The 21,204-nt window shown below is 39.0% G+C and carries 21 protein-coding genes; 4 read left to right on the top strand and 17 right to left on the bottom strand.

Translation table 11 applies throughout. From position 1 onward, the window contains the following. Positions 1-28: 28 nt before the first annotated feature. From ACVWXS_RS09085 to mce, 3 genes are all read right to left on the bottom strand, one after another. Positions 29-262, bottom strand: coding sequence for a hypothetical protein (locus ACVWXS_RS09085; RefSeq protein ID WP_456957754.1), 234 nt, complete (start codon positions 260-262; stop codon positions 29-31). Positions 263-354: 92 nt separating this feature from the next. Then, on the bottom strand, positions 355-1,902 hold the full coding sequence (locus tag ACVWXS_RS09080) for an acyl-CoA carboxylase subunit beta (protein WP_223553380.1): 1,548 nt from the start codon (positions 1,900-1,902) through the stop codon (positions 355-357). A 5-nt stretch (positions 1,903-1,907) separates the two neighbouring features. Beyond that, the gene (gene mce, locus ACVWXS_RS09075) at positions 1,908-2,321 is read right to left on the bottom strand and encodes a methylmalonyl-CoA epimerase (protein ID WP_068984742.1); all 414 of its coding nucleotides are present in this window, start codon (positions 2,319-2,321) and stop codon (positions 1,908-1,910) included. A gap of 125 nt (positions 2,322-2,446) precedes the next feature. On the opposite strand from mce, the gene prli42 reads away from it, so the two are divergent. Next, positions 2,447-2,542: a stressosome-associated protein Prli42 gene (gene prli42 / locus ACVWXS_RS09070; RefSeq protein WP_175401735.1), complete on the top strand. Its 96-nt coding sequence runs from the start codon at positions 2,447-2,449 to the stop codon at positions 2,540-2,542. A gap of 20 nt (positions 2,543-2,562) precedes the next feature. On the opposite strand, the gene ACVWXS_RS09065 is transcribed toward prli42, so the two are convergent. From ACVWXS_RS09065 to ACVWXS_RS09020, 10 genes are all read right to left on the bottom strand, one after another. Then, positions 2,563-3,540 carry an aromatic acid exporter family protein gene (locus ACVWXS_RS09065; protein WP_374966176.1) on the bottom strand — a complete coding sequence of 326 codons (978 nt, stop codon included), beginning with the start codon at positions 3,538-3,540 and terminating at the stop codon, positions 2,563-2,565. A gap of 228 nt (positions 3,541-3,768) precedes the next feature. Then, positions 3,769-4,209, bottom strand: a complete 441-nt coding sequence (locus tag ACVWXS_RS09060; protein WP_049664240.1) for a BrxA/BrxB family bacilliredoxin — start codon at positions 4,207-4,209, stop codon at positions 3,769-3,771. A gap of 127 nt (positions 4,210-4,336) precedes the next feature. Beyond that, entirely contained in the window at positions 4,337-5,434 is a 1,098-nt protein-coding gene (gene meaB / locus ACVWXS_RS09055) for a methylmalonyl Co-A mutase-associated GTPase MeaB (protein WP_456957750.1), read from the bottom strand. Continuing rightward, positions 5,434-7,587, bottom strand: coding sequence for a methylmalonyl-CoA mutase (scpA, locus tag ACVWXS_RS09050; protein ID WP_374966174.1), 2,154 nt, complete (start codon positions 7,585-7,587; stop codon positions 5,434-5,436). The genes meaB and scpA overlap by 1 nt, the downstream gene beginning before the upstream one ends. Then, entirely contained in the window at positions 7,584-9,287 is a 1,704-nt protein-coding gene (locus tag ACVWXS_RS09045) for a methylmalonyl-CoA mutase family protein (RefSeq protein WP_427419378.1), read from the bottom strand. Before ACVWXS_RS09045 ends, scpA begins: the two co-directional genes overlap by 4 nt. 120 nt (positions 9,288-9,407) lie before the next feature. Continuing rightward, positions 9,408-10,751, bottom strand: coding sequence for a dihydrolipoamide acetyltransferase family protein (locus ACVWXS_RS09040; protein ID WP_456957747.1), 1,344 nt, complete (start codon positions 10,749-10,751; stop codon positions 9,408-9,410). Positions 10,752-11,051: 300 nt separating this feature from the next. Further along, positions 11,052-12,035, bottom strand: coding sequence for an alpha-ketoacid dehydrogenase subunit beta (locus tag ACVWXS_RS09035; protein ID WP_368636675.1), 984 nt, complete (start codon positions 12,033-12,035; stop codon positions 11,052-11,054). Next, positions 12,035-13,051 (bottom strand): thiamine pyrophosphate-dependent dehydrogenase E1 component subunit alpha, encoded by a 1,017-nt coding sequence (locus ACVWXS_RS09030; protein ID WP_368636674.1) that lies wholly within the window; start codon positions 13,049-13,051, stop codon positions 12,035-12,037. The genes ACVWXS_RS09035 and ACVWXS_RS09030 overlap by 1 nt, the downstream gene beginning before the upstream one ends. A gap of 83 nt (positions 13,052-13,134) precedes the next feature. Then, positions 13,135-14,562, bottom strand: coding sequence for a dihydrolipoyl dehydrogenase (gene lpdA / locus ACVWXS_RS09025; protein WP_456957744.1), 1,428 nt, complete (start codon positions 14,560-14,562; stop codon positions 13,135-13,137). Positions 14,563-14,729: 167 nt separating this feature from the next. Next, a complete protein-coding gene (locus ACVWXS_RS09020) occupies positions 14,730-15,824 on the bottom strand; it encodes a Leu/Phe/Val dehydrogenase (protein WP_368636672.1) in 1,095 nt (364 codons plus the stop codon). 310 nt (positions 15,825-16,134) lie between these two features. Here ACVWXS_RS09020 and ACVWXS_RS09015 point away from each other — a divergent pair, with 310 nt between their 5' ends. After that, a complete protein-coding gene (locus ACVWXS_RS09015; RefSeq protein WP_068984752.1) occupies positions 16,135-16,371 on the top strand; it encodes a DUF2627 domain-containing protein in 237 nt (78 codons plus the stop codon). Positions 16,372-16,463: 92 nt separating this feature from the next. After that, a complete protein-coding gene (locus tag ACVWXS_RS09010) occupies positions 16,464-16,598 on the top strand; it encodes a hypothetical protein (RefSeq protein ID WP_456957741.1) in 135 nt (44 codons plus the stop codon). Here the strand turns inward: ACVWXS_RS09010 and ACVWXS_RS09005 are convergent. The 4 genes from ACVWXS_RS09005 to ACVWXS_RS08990 form a co-directional block, all read right to left on the bottom strand. Next, positions 16,555-17,280, bottom strand: coding sequence for a glycerophosphodiester phosphodiesterase (locus tag ACVWXS_RS09005; protein ID WP_456957739.1), 726 nt, complete (start codon positions 17,278-17,280; stop codon positions 16,555-16,557). The genes ACVWXS_RS09010 and ACVWXS_RS09005 overlap by 44 nt on opposite strands. Beyond that, positions 17,273-18,844 carry a DUF342 domain-containing protein gene (locus tag ACVWXS_RS09000; RefSeq protein ID WP_456957737.1) on the bottom strand — a complete coding sequence of 524 codons (1,572 nt, stop codon included), beginning with the start codon at positions 18,842-18,844 and terminating at the stop codon, positions 17,273-17,275. The genes ACVWXS_RS09005 and ACVWXS_RS09000 overlap by 8 nt, the downstream gene beginning before the upstream one ends. A 426-nt stretch (positions 18,845-19,270) precedes the next feature. Then, positions 19,271-19,465, bottom strand: a complete 195-nt coding sequence (locus ACVWXS_RS08995) for a hypothetical protein (protein WP_368636669.1) — start codon at positions 19,463-19,465, stop codon at positions 19,271-19,273. A gap of 91 nt (positions 19,466-19,556) precedes the next feature. Then, positions 19,557-19,934 (bottom strand): PH domain-containing protein, encoded by a 378-nt coding sequence (locus ACVWXS_RS08990; RefSeq protein ID WP_368636668.1) that lies wholly within the window; start codon positions 19,932-19,934, stop codon positions 19,557-19,559. 227 nt (positions 19,935-20,161) lie between these two features. Between ACVWXS_RS08990 and ACVWXS_RS08985 the strand changes: the two genes are divergently transcribed. After that, positions 20,162-21,019 (top strand): DUF2935 domain-containing protein, encoded by an 858-nt coding sequence (locus ACVWXS_RS08985; RefSeq protein ID WP_456957735.1) that lies wholly within the window; start codon positions 20,162-20,164, stop codon positions 21,017-21,019. Positions 21,020-21,204: the final 185 nt, after the last annotated feature.

Below are 21,204 nucleotides of genomic sequence, written 5' to 3'. Positions count from 1 at the left end.
ATATGTACGGATGAAACGAAGATATGTTTCAATTATCTTTCTCATCACCATAACGTGTGGTTGATTTCCGTAACGGCTGGGCGCTTTGTTGCTGTCGCTTCGCTTTCGCGCAGATAAAACATTTGCCGCTGCCGCTTCGCTTTCGCGCAGATAAAACATTTGTTGCTGTCGCTTCGCTTTCGCACAGATAAAACATTTGTCGCTGTCGCTTCGCTTTCGCAAAGAGCAAAGCTTCCTGAGGGCGTCCGATGTGCCGCTCCACTCGCGTAATCCGCGTAGGCTTTAACTTCTCAAATTAGTTCAAGATTAAAAGAAAAGCCTAGTAATCGAATGACTACTAGACTTGTACAATTCTTATAGAGGAATGTTTCCGTGTTTTTTCTCTGGACGTGTTTCGTGTTTGTTTGATAGCATATCTAGCCCTTGAATTAGCTTAATACGTGTATCACGTGGATCGATAACATCGTCTACCATACCGCGAGATGCTGCAACGTATGGATTCGCGAACTTTTCTTTATATTCTTCAATTTTCGCTGCACGTGTTGCTTCTGGATCTTCTGATTTTGCAATTTCACGCGCGAAGATGATGTTTGCCGCACCTGCCGCTCCCATAACCGCGATTTCTGCGTTAGGCCAAGCAAATACAAGGTCTGCTCCGATTGATTTAGAGTTAAGGGCAACGTATGCACCACCATATGCTTTACGCAGAATGACTGTAATTTTCGGCACAGTTGCTTCTGAGTATGCATAAAGGATTTTAGCTCCGTGACGTATGATCCCACCATGCTCTTGTTTAACGCCTGGGAAGAAGCCAGAAACGTCTTCAAATGTAATGATTGGTATATTGTAAGCATCACAAGTACGAATGAAACGAGCAGCCTTGTCCGAAGAATCAATATCTAACCCGCCAGCTAGTACTTTAGGTTGGTTACATACTAGACCAACAGATTCACCAGCAATACGCGCAAAACCAACGACTACGTTTTTAGCAAATTCCGAGTGAACTTCCATGAATGAACCTTCATCCACTACTTGCTCCACTACTTTACGTACATCATAAGGACGAGTTGTTTCGATTGGCACAGTATCCACGATTTCTGGAAGATAGTCATCAACCTCTGGACGTGGCTGTCTTGGAGCTTTTTCTTTATTATTTTGTGGTAAGTAGCTTAATAGTTTTTTAATTTGATTAATTGCTTCTTCTTCAGATGGTGCGCGGAAGTGAGCGTTACCACTTACAGCGTTGTTTACTTTAGAACCACCTAAATCTTCTGCAGAGATTTTTTCACCTGTTACTGTTTCGATAACTTTAGGTCCTGTAATGAACATTTGAGATGTTTTATCAACCATTAGAATAAAGTCTGTGATTGCTGGAGAATATACCGCTCCACCAGCACATGGTCCCATGATAACGGAGATTTGCGGAATTACTCCAGAGTAGATTGCATTACGATAGAAAATATGGCCATAACCGTCTAGTGAAAGTACACCCTCTTGAATACGAGCACCGCCTGAATCATTTATACCGATGAATGGTGTACCATTTTTCGCAGCTAGGTCCATTACTGTTGCCATTTTTTTGGCATGCATTTCACCAAGTGCTCCACCAAATACTGTGAAATCTTGAGAGAATAAGTATACTGGACGTCCGTTGATCTTACCAAAACCTGTGACTACACCATCACCAGGACCTTCCATTTTGTCCATACCGAAGTCTACTGTACGGTGTGTTATGAATGGGTTGATTTCAAAAAATGTATCTTCGTCAAGTAATAATTCAATACGCTCACGAGCTGTTAATTTCCCTTTTTCATGTTGCTTGTCGATGCGTTCATAGCCACCACCAAGTTCAATTACCGTCTTACGGTCATACAAGTCATTAATTTTGTCGAACATATCCATACTGATCACTTATCCCCTTTTCCACTTTTATCACATAATTCATATAACACACCGAAAGATGATTTCGGATGCATGAAAGCAACCTCAGCACCACCAGCACCTGGTCCTGGTTCATCGGATAATAGACGTACGCCTTTTTCGCGAAGCTCTGCCATACGCTCACGAATTCCTGTCACACCGAAAGCTACATGGTGAATACCTTCCCCACGTTTTTCGATGAATCCGTGGATAGCACTTTTTTCACTCATCGGTTCTAATAACTCAATTTTTACGTTACCCGCATCAATGAATGCAACACGAACCTGTTGAGATTCTACCTCTTCCACTTTCAGTAACTTTAAGCCTAAAGTTTCTGTATAATATGTAATGCGTTCATCAAGATCGCGGACTGCAATCCCAATATGATCTACTCTCTCCATGGTGACATCTCCTTCTGTTATGGTACATAATCTATTTTACAGACTTTTTCGTCAAAACTCTACTACTTGAGAAATTTTTCAGATTTGCTAAACTATTTATAAGAAAAGAAGGAGCGAACGAGCATATGAGTAATAAAAAATTTCAAAAAATCGTTATCTATACTATGATCGCGATTATGTTAATTTCATCTCTAGCATTTGGTTTATCAATGATAGTATAAAGAAAGGCGAGGCGTCTGCATTACTGCGGACGCTCTTTCTTTACATTTAAACCTTTAAAAGTCTGCTTAATTTCTAAATAGCGATCCATTTCCTCTATAAATTGATAGAGTGCCGCTTGTGCTAGAAATTGCTCATGGTTTTTCGGTAAAGGTAATTGGGCGAAATCTCGCTTTACCTGCTCTAGTTTTTCTCTAAAATGGCGAGCCGTATTTCCTGAATGAACGTGCTCACCGAGGTCTTGCAGAAAGTCGGCAACGATAATTGCCTCTTGTACTATAACAGGAAGTGCCGTTATTTTTGGAAGGACCCTGTCTATAATTTCTAGCTGTTTTTCACGCATATCAAAATAAACATAGTAGTCATTTTTCCGTCTCGTAAAATGATTTTCAACATCTTTAAATGCTAAGGATTTCGCATTATTTAATGCTGTGATTGCTTCAATGATTTCCTGTCCATCCCACATTGTATCGCCTTCTCTTAAATAGTTGGCAATTTCTAAAAAAATCTTACTGTAAAGTTCCTCAATTTTAACTCGATAGTAATTTAATTCCTTTTGAATGTCTGGCATATACATATTTATAGCTATTCCCGTCCCATAGCCAATCGCCATTAATGCAAATTCATTATAAACAAGTGCCAATGAAAAACTTTTAGCAGCATAAATATGCATAATAATAACCGCACTCGAAACAAAACCATCTGCTACCTTTAATGACACGATTGTTGGTATAAAAATGATAAGCATACCTGCTAATGTAAGCGGATGATAGGTAAATAGCTCAAAGCTCAAAAATGCATAAAGCATACCGATCATACTTGCGACGAATCGTGTATAAGCAGCATGAATGGATTTTTTCTTCGTTGGCTGTACACATAATATTGTTAGAATACCAGCAGATGCATAAGAAGCTAAATCAAAATATTGGGCAATGGCAATAGCGATTGCTGCACCAAATGCCGTTTTTAAAGTACGATAGCCGATTGAAAATTTCTTCAAGTCGACTGCCTCCTATCTTTCAGTATTCTACTTAATTTTATTTTTTTAAGAAAACTATCAGCCAATCATTTAGCCAATATTACAAAAATTCCAATCGCACTATAATTACGTCTTAAGAATCAAAGCTACCCACGGGGAATGTGGTTAGTAAGAAGTCTCCGCAGACGCTTTATAGACTGCGGAGCTTTCTACTAAAAAATAGCTTCTCTTTTAATTTAATGATTGAAATTAAAGTTCGTCGCAGTATTCCTCAAAGTTTGCTTGTAGGTTTGTTACTACTGACATTGGGTCATGCCCCTCAATTTCATAGCGCCCAACTTCTGCTACTACTTGTCCATCCTTTAATAACACAAATGATGGGGATGATGGTAAATGATCTTCACCGAAGTGATAACGAGCAGCTGCAGTAGCTTCTTTATCTTGACCAGCAAATACTGTTACAAGATGGTCTGGACGTTTATCGTAATGTACGCATTGTGCTGCTGCTGGACGTGCGATACCGCCTGCACAGCCACATACTGAGTTTACCATGACTAATGTTATACCTGGACGAGCAAACGCCTCTTCAACAGCTTCTGGTGTGCGAAGCTGCTCATAACCAGCCCCCTCAATTTCTGCACGTGCTGTTTTTAAAATTTCTTGCATAAATAAATCGTAATCCATATTCATATAGCGATAGCTCCTTTCAAGTTCGCGTCACCCTAAACTCTAGCTTTAGATATTCGACGCTCATCATCTCCTATCATAGCAGTTAGTGACGAATTTGTGCACCTACTTGCTCACATAAAAGATGATATTATTTCTGTGATTGTTCATCGCTAAACAAACGATCCACACCTTGTGTTACTGTCAGCTGTCCATTTAAAATTTGACGTTCGAGAAGTTGTACTTGTGCTTTACGCTCCGGATTCCCATAAAACGAATCAATTAACTGGTCAATAATCATCGATTGGAACCAATCTTTCGTCTGATTTTGGCGTCTGATCGACCAGTAATTATTTTCTTCAACAATTTGTCTGAATTCCCCTATTGTACTCCATACTTTGTCGAGGCCACGTTTTTCCCACGAACTTACCGGCATTGCTGTCGACATCCATCCTGGAGTTGCAGGCTGTAAGAAATGTAAGATTTGCTTGTACTCGGATACGGTTTTTTTCGCCAGACGAACATTATCGCCATCAGCCTTATGGACAACGATAGCATCAGCTAATTCCATAATGCCCTTTTTCATACCTTGGAGCTCGTCTCCTGCACCTGTTAATACTAACAGTAAGAAGAAATCAACCATACCACGGACATACGTTTCACTTTGTCCAACACCGACTGTTTCTATTAAAATGACATCATAGCCTGCTGCTTCACAAACAAGCATTGTTTCACGTGTCTTTTTATGAACACCCCCAAGGGTACCAGCTGATGGAGAGGGACGAACAAAGGCATTAGGCTTTTTCACGAGCTCTTCCATTCGAGTTTTATCGCCTAAAATGCTTCCTCCTGATAAAGAGGAGCTTGGATCAATCGCAAGGACTGCCACTTTTTTTCCCATCTCACAAAGCATCGTTCCGAAAGCCTCAATGAACGAACTTTTTCCTGCACCAGGAACGCCAGTAATCCCAATACGGACACTGTTTCCTGTATGTGGTAGAAGCTCTTGTAGAAGTTCTTGTGCTTGCACTTTATGCGTTACGTTTGAACTTTCAATGAGTGTAATAGCTTTTGACAAGTGTGGACGAGAGCCTGCACGTACTTCTCGTGCAAGCTCCTGTATGTTTAGATTGTCTGCTTTTTTCTTTCGGAATTTTTTCGGTGTACCATATTGCATTCCGTCGTGAGTTGCCTCTACTCCGTCCATAACAAATAGCGCACTTTCTGGCATTCCTTTGTTTTTGTCCATTATTCAGACACTTCCTCATAACCTAGACGTTTGTAGATTTCTTCAATAATTTTTTGTGCCGATACAGGAATAACTGTACCAGGACCAAAGATTGCTACTGCCCCAGCGTTATAGAGGAACTCATAATCTTGTGCTGGAATAACACCTCCAACAATGATGATGATATCTTCACGACCTAGTTTTTCTAGCTCTGCTACTAATTCAGGAACTAGTGTTTTATGACCGGCTGCTAATGAAGATACACCAATGACATGCACATCGTTTTCTACCGCCATTTGAGCTGCCTCAGCAGGTGTCATGAATAACGGAGAAATATCAACGTCGAAGCCTAAGTCCGCATAACCCGTTGCCACAACCTTCGCACCACGGTCATGTCCATCTTGTCCCATTTTCGCTACTAAAATACGTGGACGACGACCTTCATTTTCAAGGAACTCCTCTGTCATTTGTTTCACTTCAGAAATTTGCTCTTCATCTGAGAAGTTCGCAGAGTACACGCCAGAGATTGAACGGATTACTGCTTTATGACGACCAGAAACAACTTCAATTGCATCAGAAATTTCACCTAATGAAGCACGAGCACGCGCTGCATCTACTGCTATTGCTAATAAGTTTTCTCCACCATCTTGTGCTGCTTTCGTTAATCGTGCTAGATGTTTTTGTACTTCTTCTTCATTACGAGCTGCCTTCATTGCTTCTAGACGTTCGATTTGCTTTTGACGAACTAGTGTATTATCAATGTCTAGAATGTCGATAGGTTCTTCTTTTTCTAAACGATATTTGTTGACACCAACAATCGTTTCTGTTTTAGAGTCGATTTTCGCTTGACGTTTTGCTGCAGCTTCCTCGACTTTCATTTTTGGAAGACCTGTTTCAATCGCTTTCGCCATACCGCCAAGTTCTTCGATTTCTTCAATTAATGCCCATGCAGATTTTGTAATTTCGTCTGTTAATTTTTCCACATAGTACGAACCACCCCATGGATCAATAACTTTTGTCATGGCTGTTTCTTCTTGTAAGAATAGCTGTGTATTACGTGCAATACGTGCGGAGAAATCCGTTGGTAGCGCAATCGCTTCATCAAGTGCATTGGTATGAAGAGATTGCGTATGCCCCATTGATGACGCATTAGCTTCGATTAATGTACGTGTCACATTGTTAAATGGATCTTGCTCTGTTAAAGACCAGCCAGACGTTTGTGAGTGTGTACGAAGTGCTAATGTCTTAGGATTTTTCGGATTAAATGTTGACATCATTTGTGCCCAAATGCGACGAGCTGCACGCATTTTTGCAACTTCCATGTAATAGTTCATACCAATTGCCCAGAAGAATGATAGACGTGGCGCAAAGGCATCGATGTCGATTCCAGCTTGTAGCCCCGTACGAACATACTCAAGACCATCAGCTAATGTATAAGCCAGCTCGATGTCATTTGTTGCTCCCGCTTCTTGAATATGGTAACCAGAGATCGAAATTGAGTTAAATTTTGGCATATACTTCGCTGTAAACTCAAAAATATCTGCAATAATCTTCATAGACATTGCTGGTGGATAAATATATGTGTTACGAACCATATATTCTTTTAATATATCGTTTTGAATCGTACCAGCTAACTTGTCTGGTGTAACTCCCTGTTCTTCAGCAGCAACGATATAGAATGCAAGAACTGGTAATACCGCTCCATTCATCGTCATAGAAACCGACATTTGATCTAAAGGAATTTGATCGAATAGGATTTTCATATCTTCTACAGAGTCAATCGCTACCCCAGCTTTACCAACATCCCCTGTTACACGTGGATGATCTGAGTCATAACCACGGTGGGTTGCTAAGTCAAAGGCAACGGAAAGACCTTTTTGACCCATTGCTAAGTTACGCTTGTAGAATGCATTTGATTCTTCAGCTGTTGAGAAACCAGCATATTGGCGAACAGTCCAAGGACGAGCTACATACATCGTAGGGTATGGGCCACGTGTATTTGGTGCAATACCTGCAACATCATTTAAATGTTTTGCATCTTTAACATCTTCTTTTGAATAGATATCTTTAATTTCAATACCTTCATTTGTCATGAATTTTTCATCTGATGCTTGAGGTGCTTCAGCTACTAAAACTTTTTCGATTTCAACTGCACTAAAATTTGGCTTGCTCATCGTTGGACCTCCTTCATGCTAGCGAACACTGAATTTAATTTTTCAATGATGTTCTGTCCTGCGAAAATAAAGCCGTTTAAGCCATTTGCTAACCAAGCTTCTTCTTCGTCTCTAAATTTACCTGCAACGTCAACAATTACGTTAGCGGGTTTACCTGCTAAAATTGCTGGTACTAACTCTTTAGTATCATCATCGTTACCAGTAATCACCACATACGTTGCTTCTGTTGCGTTTAGCCAAGCTAATGCTTCTTCAGCTGTTGCTACTGGTTCACTTTTTTCTGGTACTAGACCTACAGTGTTTAAGAAACCTGACACAAAATCAGCACGTGGTTTTGAACTTTTCAGTGTACCTAATGCTAAAATTCCTGTTTTCACATTTGCAGCTGTCATTTCCATACGTAATTGCTCGAAAGGTACAGCAACTCGTTTAACTTCTGCAAATTGAGGATTTGTTTCGCTTTCAAGCACATCTGCTGGGTTAGCATATATATTTGTACCGATTAATGATTGCTTACGCGTTTGTGCCGCCTTGATACGAGCTAGATAAGATTTTTCTAGTTCCTCCGTAAGCTTTCCTGATGCAGTGTAAGCGTCAATGCCTCCAGCTGCTTCTATTTCTATAAATAAAGCCCAAGCTTCTTTAACAAAATCTGCCGTTAATGACTCAATAAAGTATGAGCCACCAGCTGGGTCTGTAACTTTTAAAACGTTTGTTTCTTCTTTTAAAATTAATGATACATTTCGTGCAATACGAATAGATTGATCTGTTGGTTTCGTTAATGCATCGTGAGGGTGAACTGTAAAGACATCCGCACCACCAATTAAGCCAGAAAGCGCTTCATTTGCTGCACGTAATAAGTTTACATAAACATCCAGCTTAGAGAAGCTTCTTAAAGATGTTTCTGCAACAGTAGGGATTTTTACGTTTTCTGTTACACCGTATGCCGATGAGAACGCTTTCCAAAGTACTTTAAAAGCACGAAGTTTAGCAATTTCTGTAAAGAATTGCGTATCAACAGCAAAGGATACATAAAATTTCTTCGCGAATGCTTCAAAGCTTTCTTCTTGATTTGCGTATTTTGCCGCTAATGCAAGTGCATATGCTAATTCCTGCACAGCGTTAGCTCCTTCATTATGATAAACCGTTGTGTCCGCGCCGATCGAGCGCACGCTCGGGAAATCATTTAAAGTGATAGGGTTTTTCGATACGATGAAACCTTTTACAGTTTCTCGCTGATCAACTGTTATTTTGTCGAATACTGCTAATAATGGGTCATTTGAATTCTCAACCGAAATTTTAAACGAATATTCTGAGAAATAATTCGCTAATTGTGCCAATACTTCTTCAGTCCATTCAAAATTCACACGGCTATCAATTGTTACTACTTCATTGCCTCGAGCTAAACTATCATCAAGCTTTGCAAAAAATGCCTCGCTTGAATCAGCATATATTTGTTGAGCCACTCGAAATGCTTGATTATTTTGTAGGGAACGGATTGTGGAAACTTGTTTATCTAGTTCTTCACCAAGTTTTGCTACTAAACTTTCTTGAGTGTAAAGTGGTTCTAATGTAACACCTTCACTTGTTTTCGTTAAAAGAGACTCGAATGGTTTCCCTTTTAAAGCCTTGATTGCTGCATCTTGCCATTCTGAATAGGACGGCTTTTCAAATTCAATATTTTTCATGTTGTTTGACATGCGGACGCTTAATCAGCTTCCCCCCTTAGTAGTTTCTATTTGTTATTCTACATGACAAATTGCGACTGGAAAAGCAAAAAAAATTCGGAAACCGTTATACAACAGGTTTCCGACAAGTCATCAGTAGACTGACGTTGAAGATTTATTTGTATTTTCGAGTATTTCTTTCACTCTATTTAGGAATTTACCACAAACAAGTCCATCGAGAACTCGATGATCTAAAGATAAACATAAATTCACAATATCTCGTGCAGCGAACATGCCACCAGGTAAAACAACTGGTTTTTTTACAATACTTTCCACCTGAAGAATTGCTGCTTGTGGATAATTAATGATGCCCATCGACTGAACAGAGCCGAATGCACCCGTATTATTTACCGTAAATGTACCACCTTGTATATCATCCATCGTCAGTTTTCCAGCACGCACTTTCGCTGCAAGCTCATGAATTTCCTTCGCAATACCTTTAATCGATTTTTCATCAGCGTGTTTTATAACAGGAACAAATAATGCATCATCTGTCGCGACTGCAATGGAAATATTTATGTCATGCTTTTGAATAATTTTGTCCTCTGCCCACATAGAATTCATCATTGGGAATTCCTTTAGAGCTTGCGCGACAGCTTTTACAAAGAAAGCAAAATACGTAATATTAAAGCCTTCTCTTTGCTTAAACTCCGTCTTCATGCTATCGCGATATGCTACTAAATCAGTAACATCTACTTCCATCATCATCCATGCATGCGGCACTTCATGAACACTTCGCACCATATTATTCGCAATGGCACGGCGCACCTTTGTTACTGGAATTTCAATATCACCTGCGTGAAGAGGCTGTGCCGGTGTGGCCGGTTTAGTATTCTCCAGTGATGCAGGTACTGCAACTGGTGTAGGCTGTTCAACAGCTGTATGGACCGTAGTCAATGTTTCAACTTGGGAAGTTGGTATATTTCCTGCTTCAATCAGTTTCATGAGGTCTTTTCTTGTAATACGACCTCCTTCACCTGTTCCTGTGACTTGATCAAGTGCAATATCATGCTCTTGTGCAAGTCGAAGAACCGCTGGTGAATAGCGAACTTTATCCTGTCGAACTGTTTTTTGCGATACTACCGTAGCTGTTGTTGGTGGCTGAACCTCTTGTTTCTTTTGTACACCAGCATTTAAAATTGCTGTGCTTACTGCTGATTTTTTCGGTGGAGGCGGAGGAGGTAGTTCGCTGTCACCTGCTATTTCAACGCAACAAACGACTGCTCCAACGGGTAATGTTTGCCCTTCCTCTGCAAGTAGTTCTGTAATAACTCCTTCAAAAGAAGACGGAATTTCAGCATTTACTTTATCAGTTACAACTTCTGCTAGTGGATCATATTTTTTTACTATATCACCTGGCTTTACAAGCCATTTTTCAATCGTACCTTCTGTTACGCTTTCGCCAAGCTGAGGCATTGTAATATTTTGAATCGCCATCATCTATTCCTCCCATCAATTATGCCTAGGCGTAATTGCACCCGACGCACCGCTATAGCATTGACAACGACACTGTTTCACTTACGCGTAGATAAACAATTGTGCAGATTATGACTTATCATAAACAGCTTCTAGTTTCATCTCCTATCGCAATTGCTTAGGTAGGTCATCGCAGAAACTAGTGAGCAACTTTCATTCCAGTCAAAATCTATTTATCCGTCCGAGGCTTTAACTGTTTCACTAAGTATCCCTGCCACTTAGTGAATAAAAGTACCTATATACAGAAGTTTGCCCTCTGTATTAAAAAGCAGCTAGTTCTCGCATCGCGCGTTCTACTTTTTCAGGGTTGATCATAAAATACTTTTCCATTGTTGGTGCATACGGCATCGCCGGAACATCTGGTCCTGCTAGGCGTTGAATTGGTGCATCAAGCTCAAATAAACAATGCTCTGCAATGATTGCTGCAACCTCACTCATAATACTGCCCTCTTTATTATCCTCCGTAACTAGTAAAACTTTACCTGTTTTACTTGCCGCCTCAATGATTGCTTCTTTATCGAGTGGATATACCGTACGTAGGTCAAGAATATGCGCGGAAATCCCGTCTGCTGCTAGACGCTCCGCTGCTTGTAATGCAAAATGGACAGCTAAACCATACGTAATGACAGTAACATCTTCCCCTTCACGCTTAACATCTGCCTTACCAATCGGTAATGTGTAATCATCCACTGGCACTTCACCTTTTATGAGTCGATAAGCACGTTTATGTTCGAAAAATAGTACTGGATCCTCATCACGGATTGCTGCTTTTAACAAGCCTTTTGCATCATACGGTGTGGACGGAATAACAATTTTCAATCCAGGTGTTCCTGCAAAAAGTGCTTCTACAGATTGCGAATGATAGAGTGCTCCGTGAATACCTCCGCCAAATGGTGCACGAATAACCATTGGGCAAGACCAATCATTATTCGAACGATAGCGGATTTTTGCTGCCTCAGAAACGATTTGGTTAACGGCAGGCATGATGAAATCAGCGAATTGCATCTCGGCAATCGGGCGCATACCATACATCGCAGCACCAATACCAACACCTGCAATGGCACTCTCTGCAAGAGGCGTGTCAAGCACACGATATTCACCAAATTGCTCGTAAAGGCCTGTTGTTGCTTTGAAAACCCCGCCTTTGCGTCCAACGTCCTCTCCTAAAATGAAAACACGCTCATCACGTTCCATCTCTTCCTTCATCGCTAATGTAATCGCATCAATATAAGACATCACTGCCATTACACGTCACCTCCGTCCACTGGTGCATATACGTATTTCAAAGTGTGCTCTGGCATTGCATACGGAGCAGCTTCTGCATAATCTGTAGCTTCATTCACCTCTGCCATGATCCGCTCTTCTATTTCAGCACGTATTTTTTCTGTCATAACTCCAGCATCCATTAGATACTTTTCAAATAACAGCACGGGATCCTTTGCCTTTCCTTCTGCTATATCCTCCGCAGTTCGGTATTGACGATCATCATCATCCGAAGAATGTGCCGTCAAACGATAAGTCACTGTTTCTATTAGACTTGGCCCTTCACCGTTACGTGCACGATCTGCCGCTTCTTTGACAACCTTATACACTTGTAACGGACATTTTCCATCAACAGTAACACCTGGCATCCCATAGCCAATACCACGATCTGACACTTTCGCACAGCCTAATTGACGTTCAACTGGCACAGAAATTGCGTATTGGTTATTTTCTACCATGATAATTACTGGAAGCTTATGAACCCCTGCGAAATTCGCACCTTCATGAAAATCACCTTGGTTAGAAGAACCTTCACCTAGTGTAACAAAAGTAATAAAATCTTCTTTTTGTAGACGTCCCGCAAGAGCTACCCCCACCGCGTGTGGAACTTGTGTAGTAACTGGCGAAGAGCCTGTTAAAATACGATTTTTCTTTTGTCCGAAATGTCCTGGCATTTGACGGCCACCGGAGTTAGGATCCTCTGCTTTGGCAAACGCTGATAACATCAATTCTCTTGGAGTCATTCCAAAATGTAACACAACACCCATATCACGATAGTACGGTGCAATATAATCTTTGTTATTATCGAGTGCAAACGCTGCTCCTACTTGTGCTGCCTCCTGTCCCTGACAAGAAATAACAAACGGAATTTTTCCCGAACGGTTTAATAGCCACATACGTTCATCTAGTCTTCTTGCCATTAACATCGTTTCGAACATTGCAAGTACATCTTCATTTGATAAACCTAGATCCTCATGCTTGATTTGAACATCTTGCATACGAACACCCCTTTCGTATTAAAAAAATACCTAATGCATTTAAGATTCCTCATGATAATACTTTAGTGATGAAATGTAGAATTTTAAAAATGAATGGCACGATGATCAACTGCTAAAGCTGATTCTCCTAACACCTCATTAAGTGACGGATGCGGATGAATGGCCTGACTAACTTCCCACGGCGTTGCATCAAGTAATTTGGCAAGTGATGCTTCTCCAATTAACTCTGTCACATGTGGTCCTACCATATGAATACCCAAAATATCATTCGTTTCTTCATCAGCAACAATTTTTACAAAGCCATCTGTCTCTCCATTAACTAACGCTTTTCCAATCGCCTTGAATGGAACCTTACCAACCTTCAATGAATAACCTTGCGCTCGTGCAGCACTTTCTGTTAAGCCAATACTTGCAACCTCAGGGTACGAATAAACGCATTTTGGTACCTTTAGAACATCAAGTGGCTCTGTTTTACCCGTTGCAATATGCTCAATTGCAGATAACCCTTCGTGTGAAGCAACATGTGCTAATTGTAAGCCACCGATCACATCCCCTATGGCATACATATGTGATTCCTTTGTTTGATACGAATCTTTGACTTTAATAAACCCATTTTCAACTTCTATCTCTGTATTTTCTAATCCAATACCTTGTGTATTTGCTTCACGCCCTACACAAAGCAATAATTTGTCTGCTTCAAATAATTCTTCCTTATCATTGACTTTTGCAGAAATGAAAACGTTATCATTTTCGATTTTCAAGGTACTCGTATCTAAGCGAGCATTGGTCACGATACGAACCCCTCTTTTTTCCAGCTGCTTCGTCACTTCTTTTACAATATCTGTATCCTCCGCAGGTAAAATGGATGGTCCATATTCTATGACCGTTACGTAAACCCCAAAATCACAAAGCATCGAAGCCCACTCAATTCCAATAACTCCTCCGCCCACAATTAACAGTGACTTTGGCAGTTCTTCCATTTGCAGTGCATGATCAGAGTTCATCACATATTGACCGTCAACTGTTAGCCCTGCCATTCCTCTTGGTTTAGAACCTGTTGCAACGACAACATTTGTTGGTACAAGCATTTCATTTTCATCACCATTCGCCATTTCAACTGAAATAGTACCAGGCATCGGTGAGAAAATGGACGGTCCTAAAATTCGCCCTGTTCCCTGATAAACGTCTATCTTGCCTTTTTTCATCAGTGTATTCACACCTTGGCTCAATTGCTCAACAATAGCTTGTTTCCTAGCCTGCACTTTGTCGAATTGCAATGTAACCCCTTCAATATTTACGCCATATTCAGCGGCTGTTTTAGTTGCCGTTCGATACACTTCTGCACTTCGAAGTAAGGCCTTACTCGGTATACAACCTTTATGCAAGCATGTTCCACCTAGACGTTCACGTTCAACAATGGCTGTTTTCAAGCCTAACTGTGCAGCTCGAATCGCTGCAACATAGCCTCCTGTACCTCCGCCTAAAATGACAACATCATAATTTTGAGCCATATTGATTCCCCCTTATGAGAAAAATGCTAAAGCATCCTATTCGCTTCAATCACATTGGACTTCCAGATGTGGTCGAGCTTTAGCTTATCTTCAGTGAAGCTATTCATTTACCATTTTAAAGGTAGAAGAAGTCGACAATGCGACTTCTTTCAACTGATATGCGGTTCTTAACGACCGTTTAAAATATTTTTTTCATTTTTTAGGAATTGGCTACGAGACTTTGATACTCGAGCAATACGTTCTTCTGCTAAACGATTAGCCGCTACATATGTCGGGATGCCGTCACGTTTAGAAATAGTGAAGATTTTTTCGATACTATCATAAATGCCTTCAACACGCTTCATCGCACGCTCACTATTATATCCATATAATTCATCAGCTACATTAATTACACCACCTGCATTGATCACATAATCAGGTGCATAAACTATTCCTAATTCATGTAAATAATCGCCATGACGAGAATCTTGCAATTGGTTATTGGCAGAACCAGCGACAACCTTTGCTTTTAGTTGCGGAATCGTTTCATCATTTAAAATTGCACCTAATGCACAAGGTGAGAAAATATCAACTTCCTGTGAATAGATTTCTTCTGGTGCCACAGCAGTCGCACCAAAATCATTCACAACTCGATCAATTGCCGCTTGATTAATATCTGTAACAACAAGTTTTGCCCCCTCATTATGTAAATACTCGCAAAGCTTGTAAGCAACATTTCCTAGCCCTTGTACAGAAATTGTACGTCCCTCTAGTGAATCAAATCCAAATGCTTCTTTTGCCGCTGCTTTCATACCACGGTATACCCCGTAAGCAGTTACTGGAGATGGGTTTCCTGATGAACCAAATGCCGGAGAAATTCCCGTTACATAATTTGTTTCCTCATGAATTAAATCCATATCTGTCACTGTTGTACCAACGTCTTCTGCTGTAATATAGCGACCATTAAGTCCTTGAATGAAACGTCCTAGTGCACGGAACATTTCTTCATTTTTATCTTTAAATGGGTCACCGATAATGACCGTTTTTCCACCGCCAAGGTTTAAACCAGCTGCAGCATTTTTATAGGTCATCCCTCGTGCTAAACGCAATGCATCCTCAATTGCATTTTCTTCTGATGCATATGTCCACATACGTGCCCCGCCTAGTGCTGGTCCAAGTGTTGTGTCATGGATCGCGATAATCGCTTTTAACCCTGATGCTTCATCTTGGCAAAATACCAATTGTTCATAATCATACTTTTCCATATACTTGAAGATTTCCATGAAAACTCGCCCCTTTGCTTTGGAAAGTGCATCCCCAAATGCCCATTCCATTTAAGTAATTATTAATAATCAAAATTGTTTAACAATGGATAATATTGCTCCATTTAATTTTACAATACTGACAATTTCACAATTTCGCAACTATTATTACACTTTCTTGTTTAAGTGAGAATTTTCTAAACATTCAGTTACAGTTACTAGGTTTATATTTTACTTGCAGTAAGGTTCATCCATTACATAGATTTACTAGCTTCCTTGACATTCCAATATCCACAGGTACAATTAAAGGTAGGTATAAGGAGGGACATGCATGGCTCGTTTTGCTGCATTTATTGTAATGCTTATTCCAGGCCTTATGGCTGCAGGTGGCATTAAATTCATGCGTGATACATTATTTGGTAAGCTCATCTCACCTTTCCCATTTTTATGGCTGCAATTCGTCGTTGGCATTATTTTCTTTGTTATTGGCTTTGGCTTTTTCGCAGGATTTTTACTTCATCGCGATCGAAAAAATGGAAAAGTGGCACCGCGCTTCCAAAAAAAATAAAAATAGCTATCCAAATAAGTCACGACAGACTTACTGGATAGCTATTTTTTTCTTACATATTTTTTTGTAACGAAAGCACAGCGTTAACACAAATGTTTTCTGTAGCGAAAGCACAGCGGCAGCTACAAATGTTTTCTGTGCGAAAGCGTAGCGTCAGCAACAATTACGTCAAGGTGAAATGGATTAACGTTGCTGTTTCGCAATTACTTTATCAGGATAATCAGTAATCCAACCTATTACCGCTGGATGCGGATTCGTTAAAAATGTTTCATTACCATCAATCGCATAAAAACGACATGCTTTATTACTTGCTACACAGGCTTCTAGAAACCTAGGTTTATAATATCTTTTATGCATATGCACGCTGTCAATAGCTTTATAATCACTGAGCAAATCCCATTTTAATTTCTTTGTTGCGATAAGTGCTGTTTCATATTCTGGCTTATATTGCTTTACAATCTCCAGTAGCTCGTAGTGAAACGATGAAAAATGGCTACCTACAGGCAAAGTAAGATCATGAAGTATTTGAATGAGTGCGCTTTTATTATCAAGGACTGTCGATTTTAATTCGATATTTAGGGATAGCTGTTGTGAATTTGCCCATGCTAAAACTACTTCAAACGTTGGAATTTTATGCGTTGAAAATAATCGTCTCCACGGTTTCCCAAGTTTAAAGCTAAGTAGCTCCTCTATCGTACATTCATTTACAAGCTTATTGATGCCAACCAATCTTGACAGCTGTGGATCATGATACACAACCGGAATGCCTTCTTTTGAAAGCTGGATATCTAATTCAATGCCATCTGCCCCTAGCTCTAACGCCTTTTCAAATGCCTTAAAGCTATTTTCAAGTGCATACGCTGAAGCCCCACGGTGTGCAAATACTGGAATGAACGATTCCTTAGACATTCAACTCACCAAATTCAATTAAGAATTTACCATTTGTCATTTTACTTAAGAAGGATGATTTTTTACCAATTTGAATATAGGTACCAGGATGAGCTTCCTTTTTCACAATAATTTCCTCTTTCCCAGCATGACGCATTTCATCCATCGCTAGTTTAATCTCACGATCATTTGTCGCTGCTTCCGCCTTCAGTTTGGCTAAGCCTTGTTTTGTTTCCTCAAATGTAGCTATCTGTTCCTTAGACATTTGGTTAAGGAATGGTAGTAAGCTTTTAATTTTCGCCTCGTGCTCTGAAATTTCTAATTGCAGTTGCTTCAGATGCGTTGCCTTCCCTTGTATAACGGAATAGCTTTCCTGTTTATTGACGCTTTCGATGATTAATTCAGTTCGACGCTCTAAACGATTCCCAGAGATGGCAGTGACGATTGTATTCTTGGCTACTGCACGACCACCAATTATTTTCCCTTTTCGTTCGTCCACATAGATAGAATGTGCAGAGAGCTGTGATCCCAATGCATAAGATCCTATATGAATACTGTCAGCCGCAACTAAATTCGCCTCATTAACATGCTTGACGAAAATATTGCCGCCTGCCTCTACAAGAGTTGATCCTAGGCCAAAAATTCCTCCTCGAATGTAGACATCACCTTCAATGGATTTAATTAGTTTGGCACCGCTTACACCTTCAGCACCCTCAATGGAAATATCTCCAGTAGCAATGACTGTATAGCCTGATATAACTGTTCCTTTTATGCTAAGAGAGCCATTAAATTCGAGATTCCCTGTTTCAACGCCAACATCTCCATGAATTGGCAAATGTCTATTAACACCAATCATGCCCTTAACATCATCTAATACACCAGCTATTTTCGAACGGATGACAACTTTTCCATCCTCTTCCACTTCATAAGCTGATTTATTATCGTACCGTATAGGAAAATCTCGACCTGGTACAGCAGCTATAATTTCACCTAGTACATTTTGTCCTGGTTTACCTAATGTCGCAGGGATTTTCTCACCTAGCCATGAACCCTCGGAAATTTCAGAAATAAAGTTCATGTCATAATAATCAGCTTTCCCATCTTCGCTAATTACCGGCTTTCTCTCGGGTTTAGGTAAATATGTAATTTGTGCATCGGTTCCTGTTACAGGATGTGTTCCTTGAGCAATTAAAAATGCTTTCCCTGGCTCAACCTTTGAAATATCGAAATCTAAAATTTCGTGGACAATTCCTTCGTTTTCGAGAGTTTCCAAAATTTGTTGAGTCAAATTTTCTTTATTCTTTAAAATAAAATCATGTGTTTCATTTATAAATATAGAGGCAGACATTTTATCTCGTGCAATTTCTGCTTCTACATTCGGAAGCCAGCGTCCAATTTCAACAGCGCATGTATTTGCTGTTGCTAAAACATTCTTTAATATTGAAAAATTAGACAATTTAAGTCGGGGATGACTTCTTAAAACACTATCAAATTCTTTTAATGGGAAACCAGCACTGTATGTAAGTATAAATACCTTGCCATTTTCTTCAGATAATTCGAAGTTATCATTTCGAACTAGTATCAAGCTACCTCCTCCTTCCTTCTAACTGTAAGTATATACAATCTATTTACATTTGTTGAGAGACAATTGTCACTACTGACAAAGAAAATATACCTACTTTATCAATAAAACACCTACATACCCATTCCATTTTCCCTAACATTATTAGTCAATATGCACTATAATAAAGGTATATTTTTACTCGTTATCAAAAATACACCTTTATCACCACAGGGAATCATTGTGAATAATAGGGATATTTACTAAATCACACATTAATTCATACGATATATAATCTTTCTATCATAATTTTTATAACCCTGCATACGTCTTCAATACTAGAAATACACATTATAAACAGACGTTTTAAATGAAAAAACATGAAAGCTACGGGTTATTCCCTCTTGTCATAGATGTAGTAAGTTTTCACCATCAGTACTCGATGATTCATTATAAACCTGGAGGAAAAAAAGTCTCAATTCGAATATGACCGCCTAGTTGTTCCACATCTAGAAGTTGATCTCGCGTCATATAGTAAATGCTCATGCTTCCGTTAATTCCTAGTCGAACTTCAAATAAATTATTCTCTACCTGCGTTATCTCTAACGAATTGTTTTCGTCAAGTTGAAAGTTTACGCTTTTCATATATTATCACCTCGTTCAATTATAACGGATTACTAATCAATAAAAAGGATCAACAGCTTATATGTAAACTGTTGACCGTTAAAATTTAGAACTAACCTAATACATATTCTGCTAATACACTTTGAACTTTATAGATGTTAGTCGATTTATTAAAGTGTTTCTGTATTGGTATCTGACTACTTGAAACCCAAATTTTTAATTCAGCATCTAAATCGAATGTTCCCGCAGTTTCCACTGAAAAATGAAGAATATTCTTATATGGAATTGAATGATATTCTGTTTTCTTACCTGTTACTCCTTGTTTATCGATTAAAATAAGTCTTTTATCCGTAAAAATAAAGGTATCCCTTATAATTTTATATGCATTTTTAATTGTCTCATTCGGTATTAATAAATCTTTCACTTCTTCCTGTAATTTTTCAAAATTTACTTCGCTTGCATTACCTATTAATCCATCAAATAACCCCATTTCAATTCCCCCTTCAAATGTTCATTCTTTATTTAAAATATGAGATTAATTTCCCATAAATTCAATACGCTACAGGATAATCTCCAAATGTTTAAAACTTGATCATAAGCAGGAAACATCGATCAGGAAAATTGAAAATCCCTTGATACGCTTATTCCTCTAAGTATATTTAAATCGGTGTGATAATAAGTTTAAAAGGATTGTATTATTTACGAGGGGGTATTGGAATGAGAGGAGATGAATCCTTTTTACATGCTGATACTGGTGTTACTTCCGAATTGTTTGTTGAGCGATCTTTAAATGAAATTCGTTTTTGGTCTAGAATTATGAAAGAGCATTCACTTTTTCTAAAATTAGGATTTAGAGCTGAAGATACTCAACTAATTCAAGAAGCTAATCAATTTTATAAATTATTTGAACAAATTGAGCAAACTGCACATGTATTCACCAATCAAACTGATCCTGAACGAATTAGAAGATTTAACACCGAAGTCCAACAAGCTGCAACTAGTATTTATATGTTTAAACGAAAAGTGCTAGGTCTAATTTTGACTTGTAAAATGCCAGGAGCAAATAATTTCCCGCTACTAGTTGATCATGTAAGTAGGGAAGCTAATTATTTTAGAAAACGATTACTCGAATTAAATGAAGGTAAATTGAACGCACTGCCAGACGCTATTATTAAAGAAAATGTATTCTTCTTAAGGATTATGGCTGACCATGCTAAATTTATTGGTCATTTGCTGGATCCATCCGAAAGAAAATTAGTTGATATAGCTCGAAATTTTAGTAATGATTTTGATCAATTATTGTTTCAAGCTAAAGATTTAGAATCTATGAGACCACAATCTCAAACCGTTCCTCTTTTGGATCAATTTCTGGATCAAAATCGTGTATCGGTCTCATCTCTTAGAGACTTTAAGAAGACAGCACGTGATTTAATTGAACAATGTAGAATAAAAAGTATCATACATCCCCTATTAGCAGACCATGTTTTTAGAGAAGCTGATAGATTCCTTGAAATAATTGATATGTTTGATGCTCATCTTACTAGCAGTTCCCCACAATCCGGTAATAGTAATTAAGAATACTATATAACTGTCACTAATATTGTCAATAAATTTAGTGACAGGTGGTTGGTGACAAAACTTCATATAGATTAACAGGCGTGTTGTTTTTAGTGTTATCCTCCTTTCTATTCTTTTTTTCTTGGTATAGGATGTTAGTTAAAGGATCTATTTTCACCTTTTCGACAATCTGACAATAATCC

It is taken from the genome of Lysinibacillus sp. TE18511 (assembly GCF_054062295.1).
The sequence above is the reverse complement of the archived record's forward strand: the minus strand, read 5'-3'. Positions and strand labels throughout refer to the sequence as shown.

Excerpts from the sequence above, each read along its gene's own strand:
- ACVWXS_RS09020 (WP_368636672.1), bottom strand. The coding sequence starts at position 15,824 with ATGGAAATCTTCAAGTATATGGAAAAGTATGATTATGAACAATTGGTA.
- ACVWXS_RS09040 (WP_456957747.1), bottom strand. The coding sequence starts at position 10,751 with ATGGCGATTCAAAATATTACAATGCCTCAGCTTGGCGAAAGCGTAACA.
- ACVWXS_RS08985 (WP_456957735.1), top strand. The coding sequence starts at position 20,162 with ATGAGAGGAGATGAATCCTTTTTACATGCTGATACTGGTGTTACTTCC.
- lpdA (WP_456957744.1), bottom strand. The coding sequence starts at position 14,562 with ATGGCTCAAAATTATGATGTTGTCATTTTAGGCGGAGGTACAGGAGGC.
- ACVWXS_RS09015 (WP_068984752.1), top strand. The coding sequence starts at position 16,135 with ATGGCTCGTTTTGCTGCATTTATTGTAATGCTTATTCCAGGCCTTATG.
- ACVWXS_RS08995 (WP_368636669.1), bottom strand. The coding sequence starts at position 19,465 with ATGAAAAGCGTAAACTTTCAACTTGACGAAAACAATTCGTTAGAGATA.
- ACVWXS_RS09045 (WP_427419378.1), bottom strand. The coding sequence starts at position 9,287 with ATGTCAAACAACATGAAAAATATTGAATTTGAAAAGCCGTCCTATTCA.
- mce (WP_068984742.1), bottom strand. The coding sequence starts at position 2,321 with ATGGAGAGAGTAGATCATATTGGGATTGCAGTCCGCGATCTTGATGAA.
- meaB (WP_456957750.1), bottom strand. The coding sequence starts at position 5,434 with ATGGACAAAAACAAAGGAATGCCAGAAAGTGCGCTATTTGTTATGGAC.
- ACVWXS_RS09080 (WP_223553380.1), bottom strand. The coding sequence starts at position 1,902 with ATGGATATGTTCGACAAAATTAATGACTTGTATGACCGTAAGACGGTA.
- ACVWXS_RS09060 (WP_049664240.1), bottom strand. The coding sequence starts at position 4,209 with ATGAATATGGATTACGATTTATTTATGCAAGAAATTTTAAAAACAGCA.
- prli42 (WP_175401735.1), top strand. The coding sequence starts at position 2,447 with ATGAGTAATAAAAAATTTCAAAAAATCGTTATCTATACTATGATCGCG.
- ACVWXS_RS09035 (WP_368636675.1), bottom strand. The coding sequence starts at position 12,035 with ATGGCAGTGATGTCTTATATTGATGCGATTACATTAGCGATGAAGGAA.
- scpA (WP_374966174.1), bottom strand. The coding sequence starts at position 7,587 with ATGAGCAAGCCAAATTTTAGTGCAGTTGAAATCGAAAAAGTTTTAGTA.
- ACVWXS_RS09010 (WP_456957741.1), top strand. The coding sequence starts at position 16,464 with ATGTTTTCTGTAGCGAAAGCACAGCGGCAGCTACAAATGTTTTCTGTG.
- ACVWXS_RS09005 (WP_456957739.1), bottom strand. The coding sequence starts at position 17,280 with ATGTCTAAGGAATCGTTCATTCCAGTATTTGCACACCGTGGGGCTTCA.
- ACVWXS_RS08990 (WP_368636668.1), bottom strand. The coding sequence starts at position 19,934 with ATGGGGTTATTTGATGGATTAATAGGTAATGCAAGCGAAGTAAATTTT.
- ACVWXS_RS09030 (WP_368636674.1), bottom strand. The coding sequence starts at position 13,051 with ATGCAAGATGTTCAAATCAAGCATGAGGATCTAGGTTTATCAAATGAA.